General features: G+C 64.9%; 17 protein-coding genes. 7 read left to right on the top strand and 10 right to left on the bottom strand.

The window, feature by feature from the left end:
• Positions 1–28: 28 nt before the first annotated feature.
• Positions 29–823, bottom strand: a complete 795-nt coding sequence (locus tag AB5Y51_RS14250; protein WP_010673466.1) for a helix-turn-helix transcriptional regulator — start codon at positions 821–823, stop codon at positions 29–31.
• A gap of 96 nt (positions 824–919) precedes the next feature.
• Here AB5Y51_RS14250 and AB5Y51_RS14245 point away from each other — a divergent pair, with 96 nt between their 5' ends.
• A complete protein-coding gene (locus AB5Y51_RS14245) occupies positions 920–1,807 on the top strand; it encodes a DMT family transporter (protein ID WP_182957536.1) in 888 nt (295 codons plus the stop codon).
• Between the two features lie 76 nt (positions 1,808–1,883).
• Here the strand turns inward: AB5Y51_RS14245 and AB5Y51_RS14240 are convergent, their stop codons facing one another.
• Both AB5Y51_RS14240 and AB5Y51_RS14235 read right to left on the bottom strand, forming a co-directional pair.
• Positions 1,884–2,306 (bottom strand): carboxymuconolactone decarboxylase family protein, encoded by a 423-nt coding sequence (locus tag AB5Y51_RS14240; RefSeq protein ID WP_368178619.1) that lies wholly within the window; start codon positions 2,304–2,306, stop codon positions 1,884–1,886.
• Entirely contained in the window at positions 2,303–3,286 is a 984-nt protein-coding gene (locus tag AB5Y51_RS14235; protein WP_368178618.1) for an aldo/keto reductase, read from the bottom strand. Before AB5Y51_RS14235 ends, AB5Y51_RS14240 begins: the two co-directional genes overlap by 4 nt.
• A 99-nt stretch (positions 3,287–3,385) precedes the next feature.
• Here AB5Y51_RS14235 and AB5Y51_RS14230 point away from each other — a divergent pair, with 99 nt between their 5' ends.
• Positions 3,386–4,294, top strand: coding sequence for a LysR family transcriptional regulator (locus AB5Y51_RS14230; protein ID WP_368178617.1), 909 nt, complete (start codon positions 3,386–3,388; stop codon positions 4,292–4,294).
• A 114-nt stretch (positions 4,295–4,408) separates the two neighbouring features.
• Here the strand turns inward: AB5Y51_RS14230 and AB5Y51_RS14225 are convergent, their stop codons facing one another.
• Both AB5Y51_RS14225 and AB5Y51_RS14220 read right to left on the bottom strand, forming a co-directional pair.
• Positions 4,409–5,101 (bottom strand): response regulator, encoded by a 693-nt coding sequence (locus AB5Y51_RS14225; protein WP_039039279.1) that lies wholly within the window; start codon positions 5,099–5,101, stop codon positions 4,409–4,411.
• A gap of 3 nt (positions 5,102–5,104) precedes the next feature.
• Positions 5,105–6,670 (bottom strand): sensor histidine kinase, encoded by a 1,566-nt coding sequence (locus AB5Y51_RS14220; protein WP_041213369.1) that lies wholly within the window; start codon positions 6,668–6,670, stop codon positions 5,105–5,107.
• A gap of 258 nt (positions 6,671–6,928) precedes the next feature.
• Between AB5Y51_RS14220 and slyA the strand changes: the two genes are divergently transcribed.
• From slyA to AB5Y51_RS14200, 4 genes are all read left to right on the top strand, one after another.
• Positions 6,929–7,402, top strand: a complete 474-nt coding sequence (gene slyA / locus AB5Y51_RS14215) for a transcriptional regulator SlyA (RefSeq protein ID WP_041213370.1) — start codon at positions 6,929–6,931, stop codon at positions 7,400–7,402.
• Position 7,403: 1 nt separating this feature from the next.
• Positions 7,404–8,459 carry an HlyD family secretion protein gene (locus AB5Y51_RS14210; RefSeq protein ID WP_103260631.1) on the top strand — a complete coding sequence of 352 codons (1,056 nt, stop codon included), beginning with the start codon at positions 7,404–7,406 and terminating at the stop codon, positions 8,457–8,459.
• Positions 8,460–8,469: 10 nt separating this feature from the next.
• Positions 8,470–9,498, top strand: a complete 1,029-nt coding sequence (locus AB5Y51_RS14205; protein WP_201894452.1) for a DUF2955 domain-containing protein — start codon at positions 8,470–8,472, stop codon at positions 9,496–9,498.
• Between the two features lie 183 nt (positions 9,499–9,681).
• A complete protein-coding gene (locus AB5Y51_RS14200; protein ID WP_010673456.1) occupies positions 9,682–10,041 on the top strand; it encodes an MliC family protein in 360 nt (119 codons plus the stop codon).
• Positions 10,042–10,099: 58 nt separating this feature from the next.
• Here the strand turns inward: AB5Y51_RS14200 and AB5Y51_RS14195 are convergent, their stop codons facing one another.
• The 4 genes from AB5Y51_RS14195 to nrdD form a co-directional block, all read right to left on the bottom strand.
• Positions 10,100–10,480, bottom strand: a complete 381-nt coding sequence (locus AB5Y51_RS14195) for an energy transducer TonB (protein WP_223931061.1) — start codon at positions 10,478–10,480, stop codon at positions 10,100–10,102.
• A gap of 147 nt (positions 10,481–10,627) precedes the next feature.
• Positions 10,628–10,798 carry a YqaE/Pmp3 family membrane protein gene (locus tag AB5Y51_RS14190; protein ID WP_010673454.1) on the bottom strand — a complete coding sequence of 57 codons (171 nt, stop codon included), beginning with the start codon at positions 10,796–10,798 and terminating at the stop codon, positions 10,628–10,630.
• A gap of 63 nt (positions 10,799–10,861) precedes the next feature.
• A complete protein-coding gene (gene nrdG / locus AB5Y51_RS14185; protein ID WP_266136556.1) occupies positions 10,862–11,371 on the bottom strand; it encodes an anaerobic ribonucleoside-triphosphate reductase-activating protein in 510 nt (169 codons plus the stop codon).
• 113 nt (positions 11,372–11,484) lie between these two features.
• Positions 11,485–13,602, bottom strand: coding sequence for an anaerobic ribonucleoside-triphosphate reductase (gene nrdD, locus AB5Y51_RS14180; RefSeq protein WP_286700262.1), 2,118 nt, complete (start codon positions 13,600–13,602; stop codon positions 11,485–11,487).
• A 439-nt stretch (positions 13,603–14,041) separates the two neighbouring features.
• Between nrdD and AB5Y51_RS14175 the strand changes: the two genes are divergently transcribed.
• Positions 14,042–15,010, top strand: coding sequence for an ABC transporter substrate-binding protein (locus tag AB5Y51_RS14175; protein ID WP_368178616.1), 969 nt, complete (start codon positions 14,042–14,044; stop codon positions 15,008–15,010).
• A gap of 57 nt (positions 15,011–15,067) precedes the next feature.
• Here the strand turns inward: AB5Y51_RS14175 and ligA are convergent, their stop codons facing one another.
• Entirely contained in the window at positions 15,068–17,074 is a 2,007-nt protein-coding gene (ligA, locus tag AB5Y51_RS14170) for an NAD-dependent DNA ligase LigA (RefSeq protein WP_368178615.1), read from the bottom strand.
• Between the last annotated feature and the right edge of the window lie 10 nt (positions 17,075–17,084).

Raw genomic sequence — 17,084 nt, 5'->3', positions numbered from 1 at the left:
CGCCCGCGGGCGCCCTTTTTCATGCGGTTCAGGCCACGGGTTGGCCCAGCTGCTGGCGATAGCGCTGGGGGGCGCAGCCCTGTTCCCGCTGGAACATGGCGATGAAAGCCGAGGTGGAGGCGTAACCGAGACGCCAGGCGATCTCCTGCACCGGCATCTCGCCCCGCAGCCAGTCCAGCGCCTTCACCAGCCGCAACCGGGTGCGCCACTGGCCCAGGCTCATGCCAAGCTCCTTCTGGCAGCGCCGCGCCAGGGTGCGCTCCGTGGTGTGCAGCGCCCTGGCCCACTCCACCAGCGTGCGGTTGTCCTCCGGCGCCGCCTGCAATGCCGCCAGCAAGGGGGCCAGCAGGCGATCCCGGCTCTGGGGCAGGTAGCTCGGCTGGCAACGGGTGCGGGCCAGCTTCTCGATGAAGAGCTCACCCTGACGGGCATCCCACTCATCCTCCATGTGGCCGACCCGGCGCTGGGTGAAGTCCTCCAGCAGGGCCCGCAGCAAGGGGGTGAGGGCCAGCAGCTGGGGTTCCCGTGGCAGGCGCGGTGCCAGGGCGTGGCTCACGTAGATGGAGGTGTAATCCAGGGTCTGCTCGTTGAAGGCGGTGTGGGGCAGGTCCGCCGGCACCCAGATGAGGTAGTCCGGAGGCGCCACCAGCCGCTCTCCCCCCACCTCCACCACCATGACCCCCAGGCTGATGAGGCTGAGCTGACCCCAGGGGTGGGCGTGCTCGGCGCAGGCGTTGCCCCCCTGGATCTGGCTGTAGCGAAAGTAGAGGGGGTTGGGGTCGGCCAGCAGGCGATCCTGCTCGGCCAGGGTGAGGGTGCCCATGCAGATTGTCCCAAAGCGGTTATGACATGTCTTATTTACGCTACTTACCTCGTTCAAGACAAGGCTAGACTCTCCCCATCGTACCAAGGAGTGCCTATGCCTTTTCTCTTCCCCCTGCTCGCCATCTTGATCTGGGCCGCCAATACCGTGGTCTCCAAGGCCGCCGCCGGCGTGCTGGATCCCGCCGCCATCTCCTTCTATCGCTGGGTGATCGCCGCCCTCGCGCTCTCCCCCTTCTGCCTGCCGCAGCTCTGGCGCCGCCGGGCCGACATCCGCCCCTGGTTCGGCAAGCTGCTGGTGCTCTCCCTGCTCGGCATGGTGCTCTACCAGTGCCTCGCCTACTACGCCGCCCACAGCACCTCGGCCACCAACATGGGGGTCATCGGCTCCCTGCTGCCCCTGCTCACCCTGCTCATCGGGGCCTGCTGCTTTGGCCAGAAGCCGGGCAAGCAGGCGCTGCTCGGCATGAGCCTCTCCCTGTTCGGGGTGCTCTGGCTGCTGGGTCAGGGCAACCCCCTGGCACTGCTGCACAGCGGCATCAACCCGGGCGATGGCATGATGCTGCTGGGGGCGGCCAGCTATGCCCTCTATGGCCTGCTGATCCGCCGCTGGCAACTGCCGTTCGGCCCCTGGCTCAACCTCTATCTGCAGATCCTGCTGGCGGTGCTGCTGCTCATCCCGGTGGCCCTCTCTGCCGACTCCCTGGCCATTCCCGCCCAGGGCTGGAGCATGGTGCTGTTCGCCGGCCTCGCCTCCTCCATCTTCGCCGCCTACTGCTGGATGCGCGGCCTCGCCACCCTGGGGGCGGAGCGCACCTCGGTCTTCATGAACCTGATGCCCCTGTGCACGGCCCTCATCGCCGTCATCACCCTGGGGGAGCCCATCCACGGCTATCACCTGCTGGGGGGCGGCCTCATCCTGACCGGGGTCATGCTCTCCCAGCTCAAGCCGAGGGTACGCCGTCCTCTGCCGGAAGGGGCTTGAGCCCGCCAGCACCATGAAAGAAGGGAGCCTCGGCTCCCTTCTTGCTGCCCTCGTCAGGGCACACCTGACCTTTTCGTCAGGGTGACGTCTCCACCTTAATCCCTGCCCCCCGCCCCTTGTCATGGGCGGCGAAGGCGCTGCGGGCCGCACGGATGCCATTCATGCAGGCGGGCACTCCGGCATAGACGGCGACCTGGAGCAGGATCTCGATGATGGTCTCCCGGCTGACCCCCACATTGAGGGCGGCCCGGATATGGAACTCGAGCTGTCCGGGCGCCGTGCCCATCCCCATCAGGGTCGCCACCGTGAGCATCTCGCGGGTGCAGAGATCGATGCCGGGACGGGCGAGCACATCGGCAAAGGCAAACCCCAGCACCAGCTCGGCAAGCTCAGGTGACAGGGCATCCAGGCTGGCAGCGACCCGCGTGGGCTCCTGGGGATCGAGCCGGGCCAGCAGCGCGAACGCCCGTTCACGGCGATCCGGGTGCGAGCCGCTCATGCGTTCACCCCCTTCATCCCCTCGGCGGTATAGCGCTCCCCCGCCACCGGCAGGGTCCGGATGGCCTGTCCCAGGGCCTCGAGCTCCGCAGGCGTAAGGCGCACCGAAAGGGCGCCGAGGTTATCCGCCAGGTGAGTCAGGCGCCGGGTGCCGGGGATGGGCACTATCCCCTCCCATTGCGCCAGCAGCCAGGCCAGGGCTATCTGCGCCGCCGAGCATCCCTTCTGCTGCGCCAGGGCCATGACCGCCTGCACCAGGGTGCGGTTGGTGGCGAGGTTTTCCCCCTGAAACCGCGGCAGGCCGGCCCGAAAATCCCCCTCCTCGAACACCGCCTCCTGCTGGTAGCGCCCGGTCAGAAACCCGCGCCCCAGGGGGGAGTAGGCCACCAGACCAATCCCCAGCTCCCGGCAGGCGGGCAGCACCGCCGCCTCCACCTCCCGCGTCCAGAGGGAGTATTCGGTCTGCACCGCCGCCACCGGGTGTACGGCATGGGCGCGCCTCAGGGTGGCTTCGCTCACCTCGCACAGACCGATGCGGGCTATCTTGCCCTCCTGCACCAGTTGCGCCAGCCCGGCCATGGTCTCCTCGACGGGATGGGCCGGATCGAGGCGGTGCACATAGTAGAGATCGATCTGCTCGATGCCTAGGCGGCGCAGGGAACCCTCGCAGCTCTGGCGTGCATAGCGGGCGCTGTTGTCGAGGGTACGCCTGTACTCCCCGTGCTGGCGCACGATGCCAAACTTGGTGGCGACCTTCACCTGCCCCCGCCGGGCCGCGAGAAAACGCCCGATCAGCGCCTCGTTGTGGTGGGGGCCGTACATGTCGGCGGTGTCGAGCAGGTCGATGCCCCGCTCCACCGCCTCCGCCAGCACCCGCAAGGACGTCTCATCGTCCCGCGGCCCGTAGAATTCGCTCATCCCCATGCAGCCCAGCCCCAGTGCAGAGACCTGCAGATTGGCTCCCAGTGTTCGTCGTTGCATCGCATTTTCTCCCTGACAAGTTGCAGGGGAGTATGGTCTTCCGAAAATGAATGAGATATAGAGATAACTGGCAACCTATCTTCCGATTATGGAAACGCTATGCACGATCCCCTGCTCTGGGACGACGCCCGCGTCTTCCTGGCCATCACCCGCAGCGGCACCCTGAGCGGTGCCGCCCACGCCCTGCGCATGGGGGTGGCCACCGTCTCCCGGCGCCTGGACAGGCTGGAGGCGGCCCTCGGCCTGCCCCTGTTCAGCCGCCACCAGCAGGGCTATCGCCTGACCGACGACGGGGAGGCCCTGCTTGAGCGAGCCGAGGCGCTGGAACATGCGGGGCTGGCCTTTGGCGAGGCGGGGCAGTTGCAGGGACAGGTGGCCGGCACCGTGCGCCTCGCCACCGCCGAGAACCTGGCCAACCCCCTCATCATCCCCTCCCTGCCGACGCTCTTTGCCCAGCACCCCGAGCTGAGGGTGGAGCTGGTCACCGGGGTGCAGACGGTGAACCTGCACCGGCGCGATGCCGATCTCGCGGTGCGCATGGTCAAGCCCGATGCCGGCCACCTCACCCTGCGGCGCCTGGGCACCCTGGGCTTTGGCCTCTACGGGACCGGCGCCTACCTCGATGCCCGCAGCCCCGGGGTGGATGCCGCCAGCTTCGATCAGGATGACTTCATCGGCTGGAACGAAACCCAGAGCCACCTGCCCGCCGCCAGATGGATGACCCGCATGCTGCGCGGCCGCCCCTGCCGGGTGGAGACCGGCACCCTGGCGGCCCAGCTCGCCGCCGCCCAGGCCGGTCTGGGGCTCGCGGTGCTGCCCCACTACCTCGCCCGCCAGACGGATCTGGTCTGCCTGCTGCCGGAGCTCGGGGTGGATCAGCCCATCTGGCTGGTGCTCCACAGCGATCTCGCCCACTCCCGGCGGGTGCGGGCCGTGGCGGATCACCTCATCGCCCTGTTCGAGCGCGCCCGTACCGCCCTGCACCCCTTCTCGGGCAACCCCAGATAGAGGGGCCGGGTCGCATCGGGGCAAAGCAAAAGGGAGCTCAAAGGCTCCCTTTTATCTGCGCGGCCTGCGCAGCATGGTGTGCGCGGCCTCTTCGGCGTTGTGCCTGCGGCGGGGTCACGACTCCCGGCGCCAGTGGTAGCGCCGCTCCGGGCGGCCACGCTGGCCGTAGTTGAGCTCCACGTCCAGCCGATCTTCTGACTCCAGAAACTCCAGGTAACGGCGGGCCGTGGTGCGACTCAGGGAGAGGCGCAGGGCCACGGTGTCGGTGGAGAAGGTGTTGTCCGGCTCCCCCGCCAGCAGGTCCAGCACCTGGCGCAGGGTGATGGCGTCGATCCCCTTGGGGGTTTCCCGCGCCTCCCGCCCCTGGTTGCGCGCCTTGCCCATCAGGCGGTCCAGATCGCTCTGGGCCAGCTCCCCCGGCTCGCACAGGCGGCGATGCAGGACCAGGATCTCCTCCAGGCTCTGCTGGATGCGAAACAGCCGCAGCGGCTTGATGACGTAGTCCTGCACGCCCAGGTTGAGGGCCTGCTGTATGGTCTCCACGTCGCAGGAGGCGGTCACCATCATCACCATCACCTCCCGGTTGTGGCTGCGCAGCCGGCTCACCCACTCCAGGCCCGAACCATCGGGCAGGGAGATGTCGACCATCAGCAAGCGGGGCTCGCTCCCCGCCATCAGGCGATCCGCCTCGGCCAGGGTGCCGGCCCGCCCCATCAGGGAGAACCCGGCCGTGGAGGAGACCAGTTCCCCCAACATGGCGCCTATCCGCTCGTCATCCTCGATAATCAGCGTGAAGATTGGCTTCATGACTTACACCAATTGGTTTTTATTCAAATAGATACCGAACAGGGTCGTCTGCTCGGCGGTGCGGCGCCATTCTATCACGCCCCCCCGCCTGGCCACCGTCTTCTTGACCAGGAAGAGGCCGACCCCGTGATCCCCGGTCTGGCGGCTGACACCGTAGTCGAACAGGTGATCCGCCAGCGCCTCGTCCACCCCCTCGCCACTGTCCTCCACCTCGATCACCAGCCGCCGCCCCAGATCATCGAGGGAGAGCAGCACCCTGGGCGCGGCGTGCTCGCGGTTCCCCCAGGCGGCGCGAATGCCGTTGTCCAGCAGGTTGCCGATGCAGGTGATGAGATCCGCCGACACCTCGGCCGGATACTCCCCGAGGGCCGACCCCGCATCCAGCACCAGCTCCACCCCCAGCTCCCGCGCCCGGCTGAACTTGCCGAGTATGAGCCCGGCCACCGGCTTGTTCTCGATGACCCGCAGCAGATCCTGCAACATGTTCTGGCAGGCTTCGTTCTCCTGCTGGATGAGGTCTACCGCCTGATCCACGTGGCCGAGCTGAAGCAGACCGGAGAGGCTGCTGAGCTTGTTGGCGAATTCATGGGTCTGGATGCGCAGCATCTCGCCGTACTGGCGCAGGTGGGTCACCTGCATGCCCAGGCTGCCGGTGCCGTCTGGCCGGCTGAAGATGAGCATGCGCCCCGGCTCGCGACCGCTGAGCTCCTGCCAGTGGCCGACGAAGTCATCCCCCTGCACGGTGAACCTGACCGCCCCCCCTTGCTGCAACGTGGGCACGAGGCCGGGGGCCAGCTCCGCCAGGGAGCGGCCCAGCAGGGCGTGGCGCCCGGTGCCGGGCAGTCGCAACTGATAGAAGGCGGCGCTGTTGAGCATGGTGATCCTGTGCTGGTTGTCCAGGGCCACTATCCCCTCCGAGATCCCCTCCAGCACCAGATCCTGCTGGGCGAAGCGATTGGCGATGGTCTCCGGCTCCAGATCCAGCAGGGTGCGCCGCAGCAAGTGCTGCACCCAGAGCGCCAGCAGCAGGCCGCACCCCAGCACCGCCGCGATGGCGCCGACCAGCAGGGCGATCCGCTCCTGATAGGTGCCCTCCACGGTGCGCATCAGATAACCCACCGCCACCGCGCCGATGGCCTGGCCATCGGGCCCCACTACGGGAGCGAAGCAGCGGATGGCGGGGCCCAGGGTGCCCACGTCCCGGGAGCAGTAGCTCTCGCGCGACTGGAGTGCAGGCCAGATGTCCTCCCCCCGGAAGGTCTGGCCCACCAGCTCGGGGGAGGGGTGGCTCAGGCGCCTGGCATGTTCGTCGGTCACCACCATGTAGGCGGCGTCGGTGCGGCTGCAGATCCCCTGCACATAATCCCGCAGCCCGGGATCGCTCCCCTTCTCCAGGGCCTGGACCACCCGGCTGTCCGCCGCCAGCACCCGGGCCAGATCGCTCCCCTTCTCCTTCAGGTTGTTCTCCAGCAGGTGGCGCATGAAGAGGGCGAGCAGACAGCCCAGGATCAGGATCAGCAGCAGTGACAAGCCAAGCGAGAGGGTGACTAGCTGGTGGCGCAGTTTCATCGTTCAACCTTGCAGCGGACGGGAAAGCCCAGGGTGAGGGTGTCCCCCGGCCGGGTCAATGGCCAGCCTGGCGCACCTCAAAGGTGGCCACTCTAGCGCCTCCTCCGGCCGTTGTCGGTTAGCTAGCCCGCAAAGCCATATAAAAACTTAAACACCACGGCCCGGGCAAAAAACCTGAACGTGAGCTGTATCACACTATTTACTTAGCCTGCGAAATAAATATAATGCTTCGCAAGCTAAGTAATTGAGGTGCCCGTCATGAAAAAGGATCTGGAGATGTTGCGAGAACTCTCCCTCGCCGAGCAGCTGGGGCGATTGCACCGGCTCTGGCGCACCGTGGCCGATCTCGAGCTGGCACCTCTGGGGCTCACCCATCCCCGCTGGACCGCCCTGTGGAAACTCAGCCGCCTCGGCGGCCACCTCAGCCAGAAGACCCTGGCCGAGGCCCTGGAGATAGAGCTCCCCTCCCTGATGCGGACCCTGGGTCAGCTCGAGGATCAGGGGCTGATCGAGCGCCACTGCTGCAGCCAGGACAAGCGGGCCCGCATCGTCACCCTGACCCCGGCGGGCAAGGCGCTGCTCGATCAGATCGAGGGCCGCATCATCGCCGTGCGCCGGGAGCTGCTCACCGGCATCAGCCAGCAGGAGCTGGCCCAGTTTGAAGACATTGTGCACCGCATCTCCGCCAACGCCCTTGGCAAGATAGCCGCACAGCATGAAGAGAGAGAATAAGATGACACCGGATCAACAATTCAAGCGCTGGATAAAGTGGGCCATCGCCTGCTTCGTCCTGGTGTTTGGCTACTTTCTGCTGGCCGACATCAAGATGCCCCTGACCCCCCAGGCCATGGCCACCCGGGTCGTCACCCGGATGGCCCCCCAGGTCAGCGGCAAGGTGGTCGAAGTCGCCGTCGCCAACAACCAGCACGTCAAGCAGGGGGATCTGCTGTTCGCCCTCGACCCGGAACCCTTCCAGCTCGCCGTGGATCAGGCCAGGCTCGCCCTGGATCAGGCCAGGCAGCAGAACCGCCAGCTGGACGCGACCCTGACCGCCTACGAGGCGGAGTACAGCTCGCTGCGCACCCAGGCCGACCAGAAACAGCGGGAAGCGGCGCGCATCGACGCCCTCTACCGCCGTCACATGGTCTCTGAACAGCAGAAAGATGACGCCGACAGCGCCGCCCGCACCGCCCGTGCCAACCTGCTCGGCAGCCAGGCCCGGGTAGAGCAGGCCCGCGTCAACCGCGGCTTGCCAGGGGAAGACAACCTGCTGTTGCGCCAGGCCCGCAACCGCCTCGCCCAGGCCGAGCTCAACCTCGCCTACAGCCGGGTTCATGCGAGCCAGGACGGCATCATCACCAACTTGCAGCTCAAGCCTGGCAGCGTGGCCAATGCGGGCTCCCCCCTGCTGGCCCTGGTCTCCGAGCAGGTGGACGTGATCGCCGATTTTCGCGAGAAGAGCCTGCGCCACGTCAGCGCCGGCAGTCAGGCCCTCGTCGCCTTCGACGGCGAGCCCGGTCGCCTCTATCCTGCCCGCGTCGCCAGCCTGGATGCCGGGGTCAGCGCCGGCCAGTTTGACGCCAACGGCCAGCTTGCGAACCCTGTCGAGTCCGATCGCTGGGTGCGGGATGCCCAGCGCCTGCGCCTGCACCTGACCCTGGAGCAACTGCCCGCCCACCTGCCGGCCGGGGCCCGCGCCACGGTGCAGTTGCTGCCGGACAACACCCTGACCGGGCTGCTGGCCCGCGGCCAGATCCGTCTGCTCAGCCTGCTGCACTACATCTATTGAGATGACGACCATGAACCTGTGGCACAGACCCCTCACCCCCAACGAACTGCGCCAGTGTCTGCGCATCGCCTTTGGCTGTACCCTGGGGTTTGTGCTGTGCAAGATCTTCGGCTGGAGCAACGGGGTCTTCTTCACCGTCACCCCGGTGCTGCTGCTCGGCCTGGTGCCGGTGATGAACGGTCACGCCGCCCGCCAGCTCATCGCCTCCGCCGCCATGTGCGGTCTGGAAGTGGGGCTGCTCGGCGGCCTGTTCGGCGGCCACCCGGGGCTCATGACTCCCCTGGTCTTTTTGCTCTTCCTCTACCGTTTCGCCGCCATGTCCCGGGGCAGCCTGTTCCTGTTCGGTGCCAACGGGGTGCTCAGCCTCAGCATCATGCTGCACTTTGCCAGCTACCCCGGGATTGATCTGAACGACCTCATCTTCAGCAATCTCTGGGCCAGCGTCCTGTCGGTGCTCATCGCCTATCTGATGACGGCCCTCATTCCGGACGTGGAGGAGCGCCCCAGGCCGGCCCCCTCCCCCAAGGCGCCGCACCGGATGCGCCACGAAGCCCTGCTGGGGGCGTCCATCGCGACCTTCTCGTTCCTGGTGTTCCAGATCTTCGATCTGCGCGACTCCATGTCCGCCCAGGCCACCACCCTGCTGCTGCTCTTCCCCATGCACTGGAACGGCGCCCTGGACTATGCCCGCAAGCGGGCCATGGGCACCCTGCTGGGGGTGAGTTTCGGCATCCTGGGGCAGCTGGTGCTCTATGACTGGTCCGGCTTGCTGCTGCTGGTGACCCCGGTGCTCTGGCTCGGCGCCATGCTGTTCAGCTATGCCCATGTGAAGGAGGCGAGCGGCTCCGGAGTCGGCTTCGGTGCCCTCACCACCCTCGGCATCCTGTTCGGCCAGTACCTGACCCCGGGCAACGACCTGGTGTTCAGCGCCCTCTATCGGGTGAGCAGCATCCTCTTTGCCATCGTGGTCACCCTGCTCGCCTGCTACCTCATCCACCGGCTGCTCAATCGCTTCGAGGCGACACGGTTCGGCCACTGACCCTTTTCTGCAGCCATTGGACGGCTCCCTTTCGCCCCGCTTGCCTGCCGGGGCGTTTTTTTGCCTGCCCCACGGACCAGAGGGAGACGGACGCATCCCGACGCAGGGCTCCCGCCACGAGGTTGCAGTTGTGCCTCATCCTGTTAGGCTCAAGGCCATATGACACCGTTGTGAGGATCAAACATGAAACACGCCAAGCTCTTTCTACTGGGGGCGGGCGCCATCACCCTGCTCGGCGGCTGCGATCTGGGCAGCGGCAAGCTGGGAGTGACCGGCGGCGATCCCGTCACCTATCTGTGTGAACAGAACCAGAAAGTGCAGGTTCGCTACTTCTCCCTCTCGGACGAGAGCCTGAACTTCGTCAAGCTCTCCCTCCCCGATGGCAAGGATTACACCCTGCCCCAGGCGGTTTCCGCCTCCGGTGCACGCTATACCGACGATCACGAGGTGGTCTGGTGGAACAAGGGCAAGGAGGGGTTCGTCGAGATGCGCGATGACGCCGGGGAGTGGCAGAGCCGCTACAACGACTGCAAGGAGCAGTGATCCGCGCCGTCATGGCACACCGCCCACACGAAACACCCCGGCCTGGCCGGGGTGTTTGTCATTTCACTTCCACTTCGAATCGGGCCACAACCCGAGCCGGAATGGCTTGCTGATTCTGCTCCGATGGCCGGTAGCGCAGCTGCGCCAGCCCGGAGATGGCGATGAGATCCAGCACGCCGGGGGGCTGGGACTCCAGTACCTCTGGGCTGAACAACGTGCCATTGGAATCGATGAGGTAGCGAAGGGTCACATACCCCTTGACCGGCCTCTTCGCCGGCAGCCCCCCGACCGGGTTAAAACTGATGGCATCCCCCACCAGCACCCAGTATTCGGGCAGCGTTTCCCAGGTGACATCCACCGGAGGCTGATTCAGCTTGGCGGTGGGGCTGGCACAGCCCCCGAGCAGGGCCAGGGCGGCCCACAGCAACAACCCTTTCACTCGCACTCGACATTCCCTCTTCGTTGTATCGCTCGACTCCATGAGCGACGCGCCAGTGTGAGGCAAAGGGGCTCATCCGGGAAGCCCCCATCTGGCAGGCAAAAAAAAAGCCAACCCCGGAGGGCTGGCCTTGTGATCTCTCACGGCTCAGGCGCGCTTGTCGCTTACCACCAGCCAGAGGGCATGAACCATGCCGGGCAGACCGCCCAGCAGGGTCAGCACTATGTTGATGAGGAAATGGAGGCTGAAGCCTACCTGGATAAAGGCGCAGACCGGGGGGAGAAAGATGGCCAGCAGGATCTTGAGCAGATTGTTCATCTCATGGTTCCTCATGAAAGATGTCTCGTGATTCGGATGGGCTAACCATAAACATCCCTGGCCTCAACTGCAAACCAGACAGGGGATCCGCTCCCCTCCTTCCCGCCAGGCGTTGAGGTCGTGAACCATCTGATTGCTGCTGCCGCGCCAGAGCAGACCGGGATCCGCCAGCTCTTTTTCAAACTTGCCGTCCACCAGCACGTCCAGCAAGGCCACCAGCTCGCGCTGGGCCGGGCTGAGATTTGCCAGCAGATAGCCGGTCCAGCACCAGATGTCCTTGCCGGGGCACTCGGTTCGCACCCGCTTCACCAGCGCCAGCACATGCGGCACGTTGGCGGGGTGGAGCGGATCGCCACCGGAGAGCGACAGTCCGCGCCGCTTGATGCGGCTGTCGTTGAGATCGTGAATGATGCGATCGCTCATCGCCTCATCGAACGGCTTGCCCCCATCGAGCCGCCAGGTGCTCTGGTTGTAGCAGCCGGGACATTGGTGCTCGCAACCCGACACGAACAAGGTGGCGCGGGTGCCTGGGCCGTTGATCACATCGACCGGGTAGTACTGGTGGTAGTGCATTCGAGTTCTCTGGGTTAACGGCCAAACCCCTCCCAACCTCCCCCTTCGAAAGGGGGAGGAGCTTCTTTGCCCCCTCCCCTGCCAAGGGGAGGGCTGGGGTGGGGTCTGCTCGCTTACATATGCTTGACCCGGCGTTTGACCTCTTCCTGCTTGCCCGCGTTGAAGGGGCGCGCATCCGGGCTGCCGAGATAGCCGCACACCCGGCGGGTCACCGACACCTTGGCCGGGTCGTGGTTGCCGCAGCGCGGGCAGGTGAAGCCCTTGGAGGTGCACTCGAACTCGCCGGTGAAGCCGCAGTCGTAGCACTCGTCGATGGGGGTGTTGGTGCCGTAGTAGGGCACCTTGTCATAGCTGTAGTCCCAGACATTCTCCAGCGCCTCCAGGTTGTGCTGGATGTTGGGGTACTCGCCGTAACAGATGAAGCCGCCGCTGGCGATGGGCGGATAGGGCGCCTCGAAGTCCAGCTTGTCGTAGGGGTTCACCTGCTTCTCCACGTCCAGGTGGAAGCTGTTGGTGTAGTAGCCCTTGTCGGTCACCCCGGCCACCACGCCAAACTCCTTGGCGTCGATGCGGCAGAAACGGGTGCAGAGGTTCTCGCTCGGGGTGGAGTAGAGGCTGAAGCCGTAGCCGGTCTCCTCCTTCCACTCGTCGGTGGCAGCCTTGAGCCGCGCGATGATGGCGATGGCCTTCTGGCGCAGGGTCTCGCTGTCGAACAGGTGGACGTCGGTGCCATAGAGGGCGTTGATGGTCTCGTGTACCCCGATGTAACCCAGCGAAATGGAGGCGCGGCCATGTTTGAAGATCTCGCTGATGTTGTCATCGGCCTTGAGGCGCACCCCGCAGGCCCCCTCCATGTAGAGGATGGGGGCGACCCGGGCCTTGACCCCATCCAGGCGCTCGATGCGGTACATGAGCGCTGTCTTGGCCACCCGCAGGGCGGCGTCCAGCTTGTCCCAGAAGTCCGCTTCATCGCGGGATTTCAGGGCAATGCGCGGCAGGTTGAGGCTCACGACCCCCAAGTTGTTGCGCCCCTCGTGGACCAGCTCGCCATTCTCCTCGTAAGCACCGAGGAAGGAGCGGCACCCCATGGGGGTCTTGAAGGAGCCGGTCACCTTGACCACCTGGTCGTGGTTGAGGATGTCCGGGTACATCCGCTTGGAGGCGCACTCCAGCGCCAGCTGCTTGATGTCGTAGTTGGGATCCCCCTGCTTGTGGTTCAGGCCATCCTTGATGGCGAACACCAGTTTCGGGAAGACGGCGGTCTTCCTGTTCTTGCCAAGGCCGGCGATGCGGTTGCCAAGGATGGCGCGCTGGATGAGGCGCGATTCCCAGCTGTCACCCAGGCCAAAGCCGAAGGTGACGAACGGCGTCTGACCGTTGGCGGTGTGCAGGGTATTGACCTCGTATTCGAGGGACTGGAAGGCGTCGTGGCACTCCTTCTCGGTGCGGGCCATGGCATAGGCATCCACGTCCCGGATCCCCCACTCCTCGGCCACCTCCCGGTGCTTGTGCCAGCTGATGGTCACATAAGGTGCCAGCACTTCGTCGATGCGGTTGATGGTGGTGCCGCCATAGATGTGGCTCGCCACCTGGGCGATGATCTGGGCGGTCACCGCGGTGGCGGTGCTGATGGATTTGGGAGTGTCTATCTCCGCGTTGCCCATCTTGAAGCCGTGGGTCAGCATCCCCTGCAGATCGATCAGCATGCAGTTGAACATGGGGAAGAAGGGGGAGTAGTCGAGATCGTGGAAGTGCAGGTCGCCGCTCTCGTGGGCCTGCACCACGTCACGGGGCAGCATGTGACTGATGGCGTAATGCTTGGCGACAATGCCCGCCAGCAGGTCACGCTGGGTCGGGATCACCTTGGAGTCCTTGTTGGCGTTCTCGTTGAGCAGGGCCGCGTTGGTCTGCTCCACCAGGCCGCGGATCTCCTGGGCCAGGCGACCCCGGGCCTCGCGGGCCTGATCCCGGTCGTGACGGTATTCGATGTAGGCACGGGCGATGGCCTTGTCGTCGGAGGCCATCAGGTGGTTCTCGACCCGGTTCTGGATCTCGTGGATGTCTACCTCCCCTCGCCCCTCCAGCTCCTGGCTGACAGCGGCGGCAATGCGCTCTGCCAACGCCGGACTGGCCTGATTGACCGCTGCCGCCGCCCGGCTGACCGCATCGCGGATCAGTTGGCCATTGAATGGTGCACGACATCCATCGCGTTTGATCACTACCGGTTTCATCGATTTTCCCCGTATTGAAAGACCTGGTGGCCACCCTCGGCTCACCCTCGTTGAGTCCCCTTCTCCACGCCCGTCCCCGGCGCAAACAAGGTCAGCCAAGGCTTGAAACACCTGGGCTGACACTGAGAGGGCGACCACTTATGCACAGCTTTATGACACTATATATGGGTGTTTTTTTTATGCTTACCCCTATATGTGGGGTCTATTAGGCACCAAAGCGGTACCCTGTTTCTTGATCCAGAACAGGTTTTGGAAGGAGTGGGGCAGTTCACGACCAGCGCCAAAAGGCGCTCTTTTTGCTCACCCCAGACGGGATGCGGGCTCCCGCCCGGCAAGGGATAAAAAGAGAGGGGCACGCCTTCCGACAACAATTGACCGAGGCGCCAGAGAGCGGGAGAGCACATACTGGGGAACAGTCTCTCCCTTGCGGAAAACACACGTGACCAAGGTCTTGCTCCTGCTCTCCCTCCTCCCCCTCCCGCTGCTGGCCGCCGATATCCTGGTGATCAGCAGCTATCACCAGAGCAACCAGTGGGATCAGAGCTACAGTGCCGGCCTTGAGCAGCACCTCAAGCAGGCGCATCACCTCGGCTATCTCTATCTGGACACCAAGCGCCGGCCCGGCCAGACCCGTGACGAACTGCTCGCCAAGGGAATGGCCGCCTACCGGGCCCACCAGCCGGCGCTGGTGATCCTGGGGGATGACAACGCCATCAACGCCCTCGCCCGACCCATCGCCGCCCGGGGAACGCCCGTGGTGTTTCTCGGGATGAACGAGAATCCGCGCCCCAAGGGGCTGGTCGGCCACCCCCTGATCACCGGCGTACTGGAACGCCCCCTGCTCAAGCGCAGCATCAGCGAGATGAGTCAGTTGATGGGAGGACTGGAGCGCGCCCTGGTGCTGTTTGACGAAAGCGAGGTGTCCCGCACCGCCGTCGCCCACGAGTTCAAGGGGCGAGGCGAGCTGACGATCGGCCAGACCCGGGTCAGCAGCCGCCAGTTCACCGACTACGGACGCTGGCAGGAGGCAGTGCTCGCTAGCCGGGAAAACGGCTATCAGGCGCTCTTCCTCGGCCTCTACCACACCCTCACCGACGCGCAGGGCCAGCATGTGAGCGAGCAGCAAGTGCTGGCATGGACCAGCGCCAACAGCCCGGTGCCACTGTTCTGCTTCTGGGCCTTTGCGGTGGGCAGGGGAGCCGCCATCGGCGGCCTGGTGCTCGACGGCCACAGTCAGGGAGAGAGAGCCGCCGAACTGGCCAATGCCATCCTCTCGGGCACGGCGCCCGGCGCCCTCTCCCCCCGCGCAGCATCCCGCGGGGAATACCTGTTCAGCAAGAGCGAACTGGCACGCTGGCACCTGACGGCTCCCGATGCCTGGCAGGACAAGGTGAGCTACATCGAGTGAGCCCACCAACGACAAACCCGGCCAGTGGGCCGGGTTTGTCTGCTCAAACGTGCATCCTCAGGGCTGAATGGCCGCCTGCAACTCGGCTTCGGTCCAGATGGTGATCCCCAGCTCCTGGGCCTTGGCGAGCTTGGAGCCTGCCGCCTCCCCCGCCACCAGCACGTCGGTCTTGGCCGACACCGAGCCCGCCACCTTGGCCCCCAGGGCCTGCAGCGCCGCCTTGGCATCGTTGCGGGACAAGGCGGTGAGGGTGCCGGTCAGCACGAAGGTCTTGCCGGCAAAGGGCTGATCGCTTGTCTCTTTCTTCTCGATGGCCGGCCAGTGGATACCGGCGGCCAGCAGGGCGTCGAGCACTTCGATGTTGTGGGGCTGGCGCAGGAAGTAGTAGACGTGCTTGGCCACTATGTCTCCCACGTCGGCCACTTCCAGCAACTGCTCCACCGAGGCGGCGCGCAGGGCATCCAGGGTGAGGAAGTGGTTGGCGAGGTTCAAGGCGGTCGCCTCCCCTACTTCGCGGATCCCCAGGGCAAACAGGAAGCGGGGCAGGGTGGTGCTGCGGGCGGCATCGATGGCCGCCACCAGGTTGAGGGCCGATTTTTGCCCCATCCGATCGAGCCCGGCCAGCTGGATGGCGTTGAGGCTGAACAGGTCCGCAGGGGTCTTCACCAGCCCCTTGTCCACCAGTTGCTCCACTATCTTGTCGCCAAGGCCATCCACATCCATGGCGCGACGCGCCGCGAAGTGCTTGATGGCGGCCGCCCGCTGGGCCTCGCAGAAGAGACCGCCGGAACAGCGGGCCACGGCCTCCCCTTCCAGCCGCTCCACCGCCGAGCCGCACACCGGGCACTGGGTGGGGAAGAGGATTTCGCGGGCATCGGCCGGGCGCTGCGCCTCCACCACGGCGACGATCTGCGGGATAACGTCCCCCGCCCGGCGCACTATCACTGTGTCGCCGATCATCACGCCAAGGCGCGCGATCTCGTCCGCATTATGCAGGGTAGCGTTGGAGACGGTGACGCCGCCGACGAACACGGGTTTGAGCTTGGCCACCGGGGTCACGGCGCCGGTGCGGCCCACCTGGAACTCGACGTTCTCCAGCAGGGTCATCTCCTCTTCTGCCGGGAACTTGTGGGCGGTGGCCCAGCGCGGGGCCCGCGCCACGAAGCCGAGCTCCTGTTGCAGCGCGATGTCGTCGACCTTGTAGACCACGCCATCGATCTCGTAAGGGAGATCCCCACGGCGGGCCAGGATGTCGTCGTGGAAGGCCTGGCAACCGACGGCCCCCTCCTTGAGCTTCACCTCGGGGCTGAGCGGCAGCCCCCAGGCCTTGAGCTGGTTGAGGCGAGCGAAGTGGGAATTGCCCAGCTCGTCACCGCCTATGCCAACCCCGTAGGCGTAGAAGCTCAAACGGCGACGAGATGTAATACGAGAATCCAATTGTCTTAGACTGCCAGCTGCAGCATTACGTGGGTTAGCAAAAACTTTCTCACCTGTAGCTAAAGCCCGTTCGTTCAGGTCATTGAAGTCCTTCTTTTTCATGAAAGCTTCACCGCGAACTTCCAAACGTTGAGGCCAATCTTCCCCCTGGAGAGCCAAGGGTACAGATCTAATCGTTCTCACATTATCAGTAATGTTCTCCCCAACTCGTCCATCCCCACGAGTCGCAGCCTGAACCAGTATCCCATTTTCATAGAGCAGACTAACCGCAAGCCCATCCAACTTAGGTTCACAACAGAATGTTAACTCACGACTAGACCGTAAACGCCCTTCAATTCGATGGACAAAGTCAGCAAGATCTTCATTATTAAAAACATTATCCAAGCTAAGCATGGGGATTTCATGCTGAACTTGTCGGAATTCCGTCGATGGGGGACTACCAACACGCTGGCTCGGTGACATAGAAGTTCGCAGAGCTGGTTGTTGTCTTTCTATATCAATTAGCTCTCGCATTAGACGATCATATTCAATATCAGGGATCGTTGGTTCGTTGAGCGTATGGTATTGATAACCATAAAGAGTAAGCCGTCGGCTTAACTCACGATGACGGGAATACGTATTACTCATTGGTATATCT

This window comes from Aeromonas sp. R7-1, assembly GCF_040908115.1.
GTDB classification, from domain to species: Bacteria; Pseudomonadota; Gammaproteobacteria; order Enterobacterales; family Aeromonadaceae; genus Aeromonas; species Aeromonas caviae.
The sequence above is the reverse complement of the archived record's forward strand: the minus strand, read 5'-3'. Positions and strand labels throughout refer to the sequence as shown.

Coding starts and splice junctions, on each gene's coding strand:
- AB5Y51_RS14250 (WP_010673466.1), bottom strand. CDS start 823: ATGGGCACCCTCACCCTGGCCGAGCAGGATCGCCTGCTGGCCGACCCC.
- AB5Y51_RS14245 (WP_182957536.1), top strand. CDS start 920: ATGCCTTTTCTCTTCCCCCTGCTCGCCATCTTGATCTGGGCCGCCAAT.
- AB5Y51_RS14240 (WP_368178619.1), bottom strand. CDS start 2,306: ATGAGCGGCTCGCACCCGGATCGCCGTGAACGGGCGTTCGCGCTGCTG.
- AB5Y51_RS14235 (WP_368178618.1), bottom strand. CDS start 3,286: ATGCAACGACGAACACTGGGAGCCAATCTGCAGGTCTCTGCACTGGGG.
- AB5Y51_RS14230 (WP_368178617.1), top strand. CDS start 3,386: ATGCACGATCCCCTGCTCTGGGACGACGCCCGCGTCTTCCTGGCCATC.
- AB5Y51_RS14225 (WP_039039279.1), bottom strand. CDS start 5,101: ATGAAGCCAATCTTCACGCTGATTATCGAGGATGACGAGCGGATAGGC.
- AB5Y51_RS14220 (WP_041213369.1), bottom strand. CDS start 6,670: ATGAAACTGCGCCACCAGCTAGTCACCCTCTCGCTTGGCTTGTCACTG.
- slyA (WP_041213370.1), top strand. CDS start 6,929: ATGAAAAAGGATCTGGAGATGTTGCGAGAACTCTCCCTCGCCGAGCAG.
- AB5Y51_RS14210 (WP_103260631.1), top strand. CDS start 7,404: ATGACACCGGATCAACAATTCAAGCGCTGGATAAAGTGGGCCATCGCC.
- AB5Y51_RS14205 (WP_201894452.1), top strand. CDS start 8,470: ATGAACCTGTGGCACAGACCCCTCACCCCCAACGAACTGCGCCAGTGT.
- AB5Y51_RS14200 (WP_010673456.1), top strand. CDS start 9,682: ATGAAACACGCCAAGCTCTTTCTACTGGGGGCGGGCGCCATCACCCTG.
- AB5Y51_RS14190 (WP_010673454.1), bottom strand. CDS start 10,798: ATGAACAATCTGCTCAAGATCCTGCTGGCCATCTTTCTCCCCCCGGTC.
- nrdG (WP_266136556.1), bottom strand. CDS start 11,371: ATGCACTACCACCAGTACTACCCGGTCGATGTGATCAACGGCCCAGGC.
- nrdD (WP_286700262.1), bottom strand. CDS start 13,602: ATGAAACCGGTAGTGATCAAACGCGATGGATGTCGTGCACCATTCAAT.
- ligA (WP_368178615.1), bottom strand. CDS start 17,074: ATGAGTAATACGTATTCCCGTCATCGTGAGTTAAGCCGACGGCTTACT.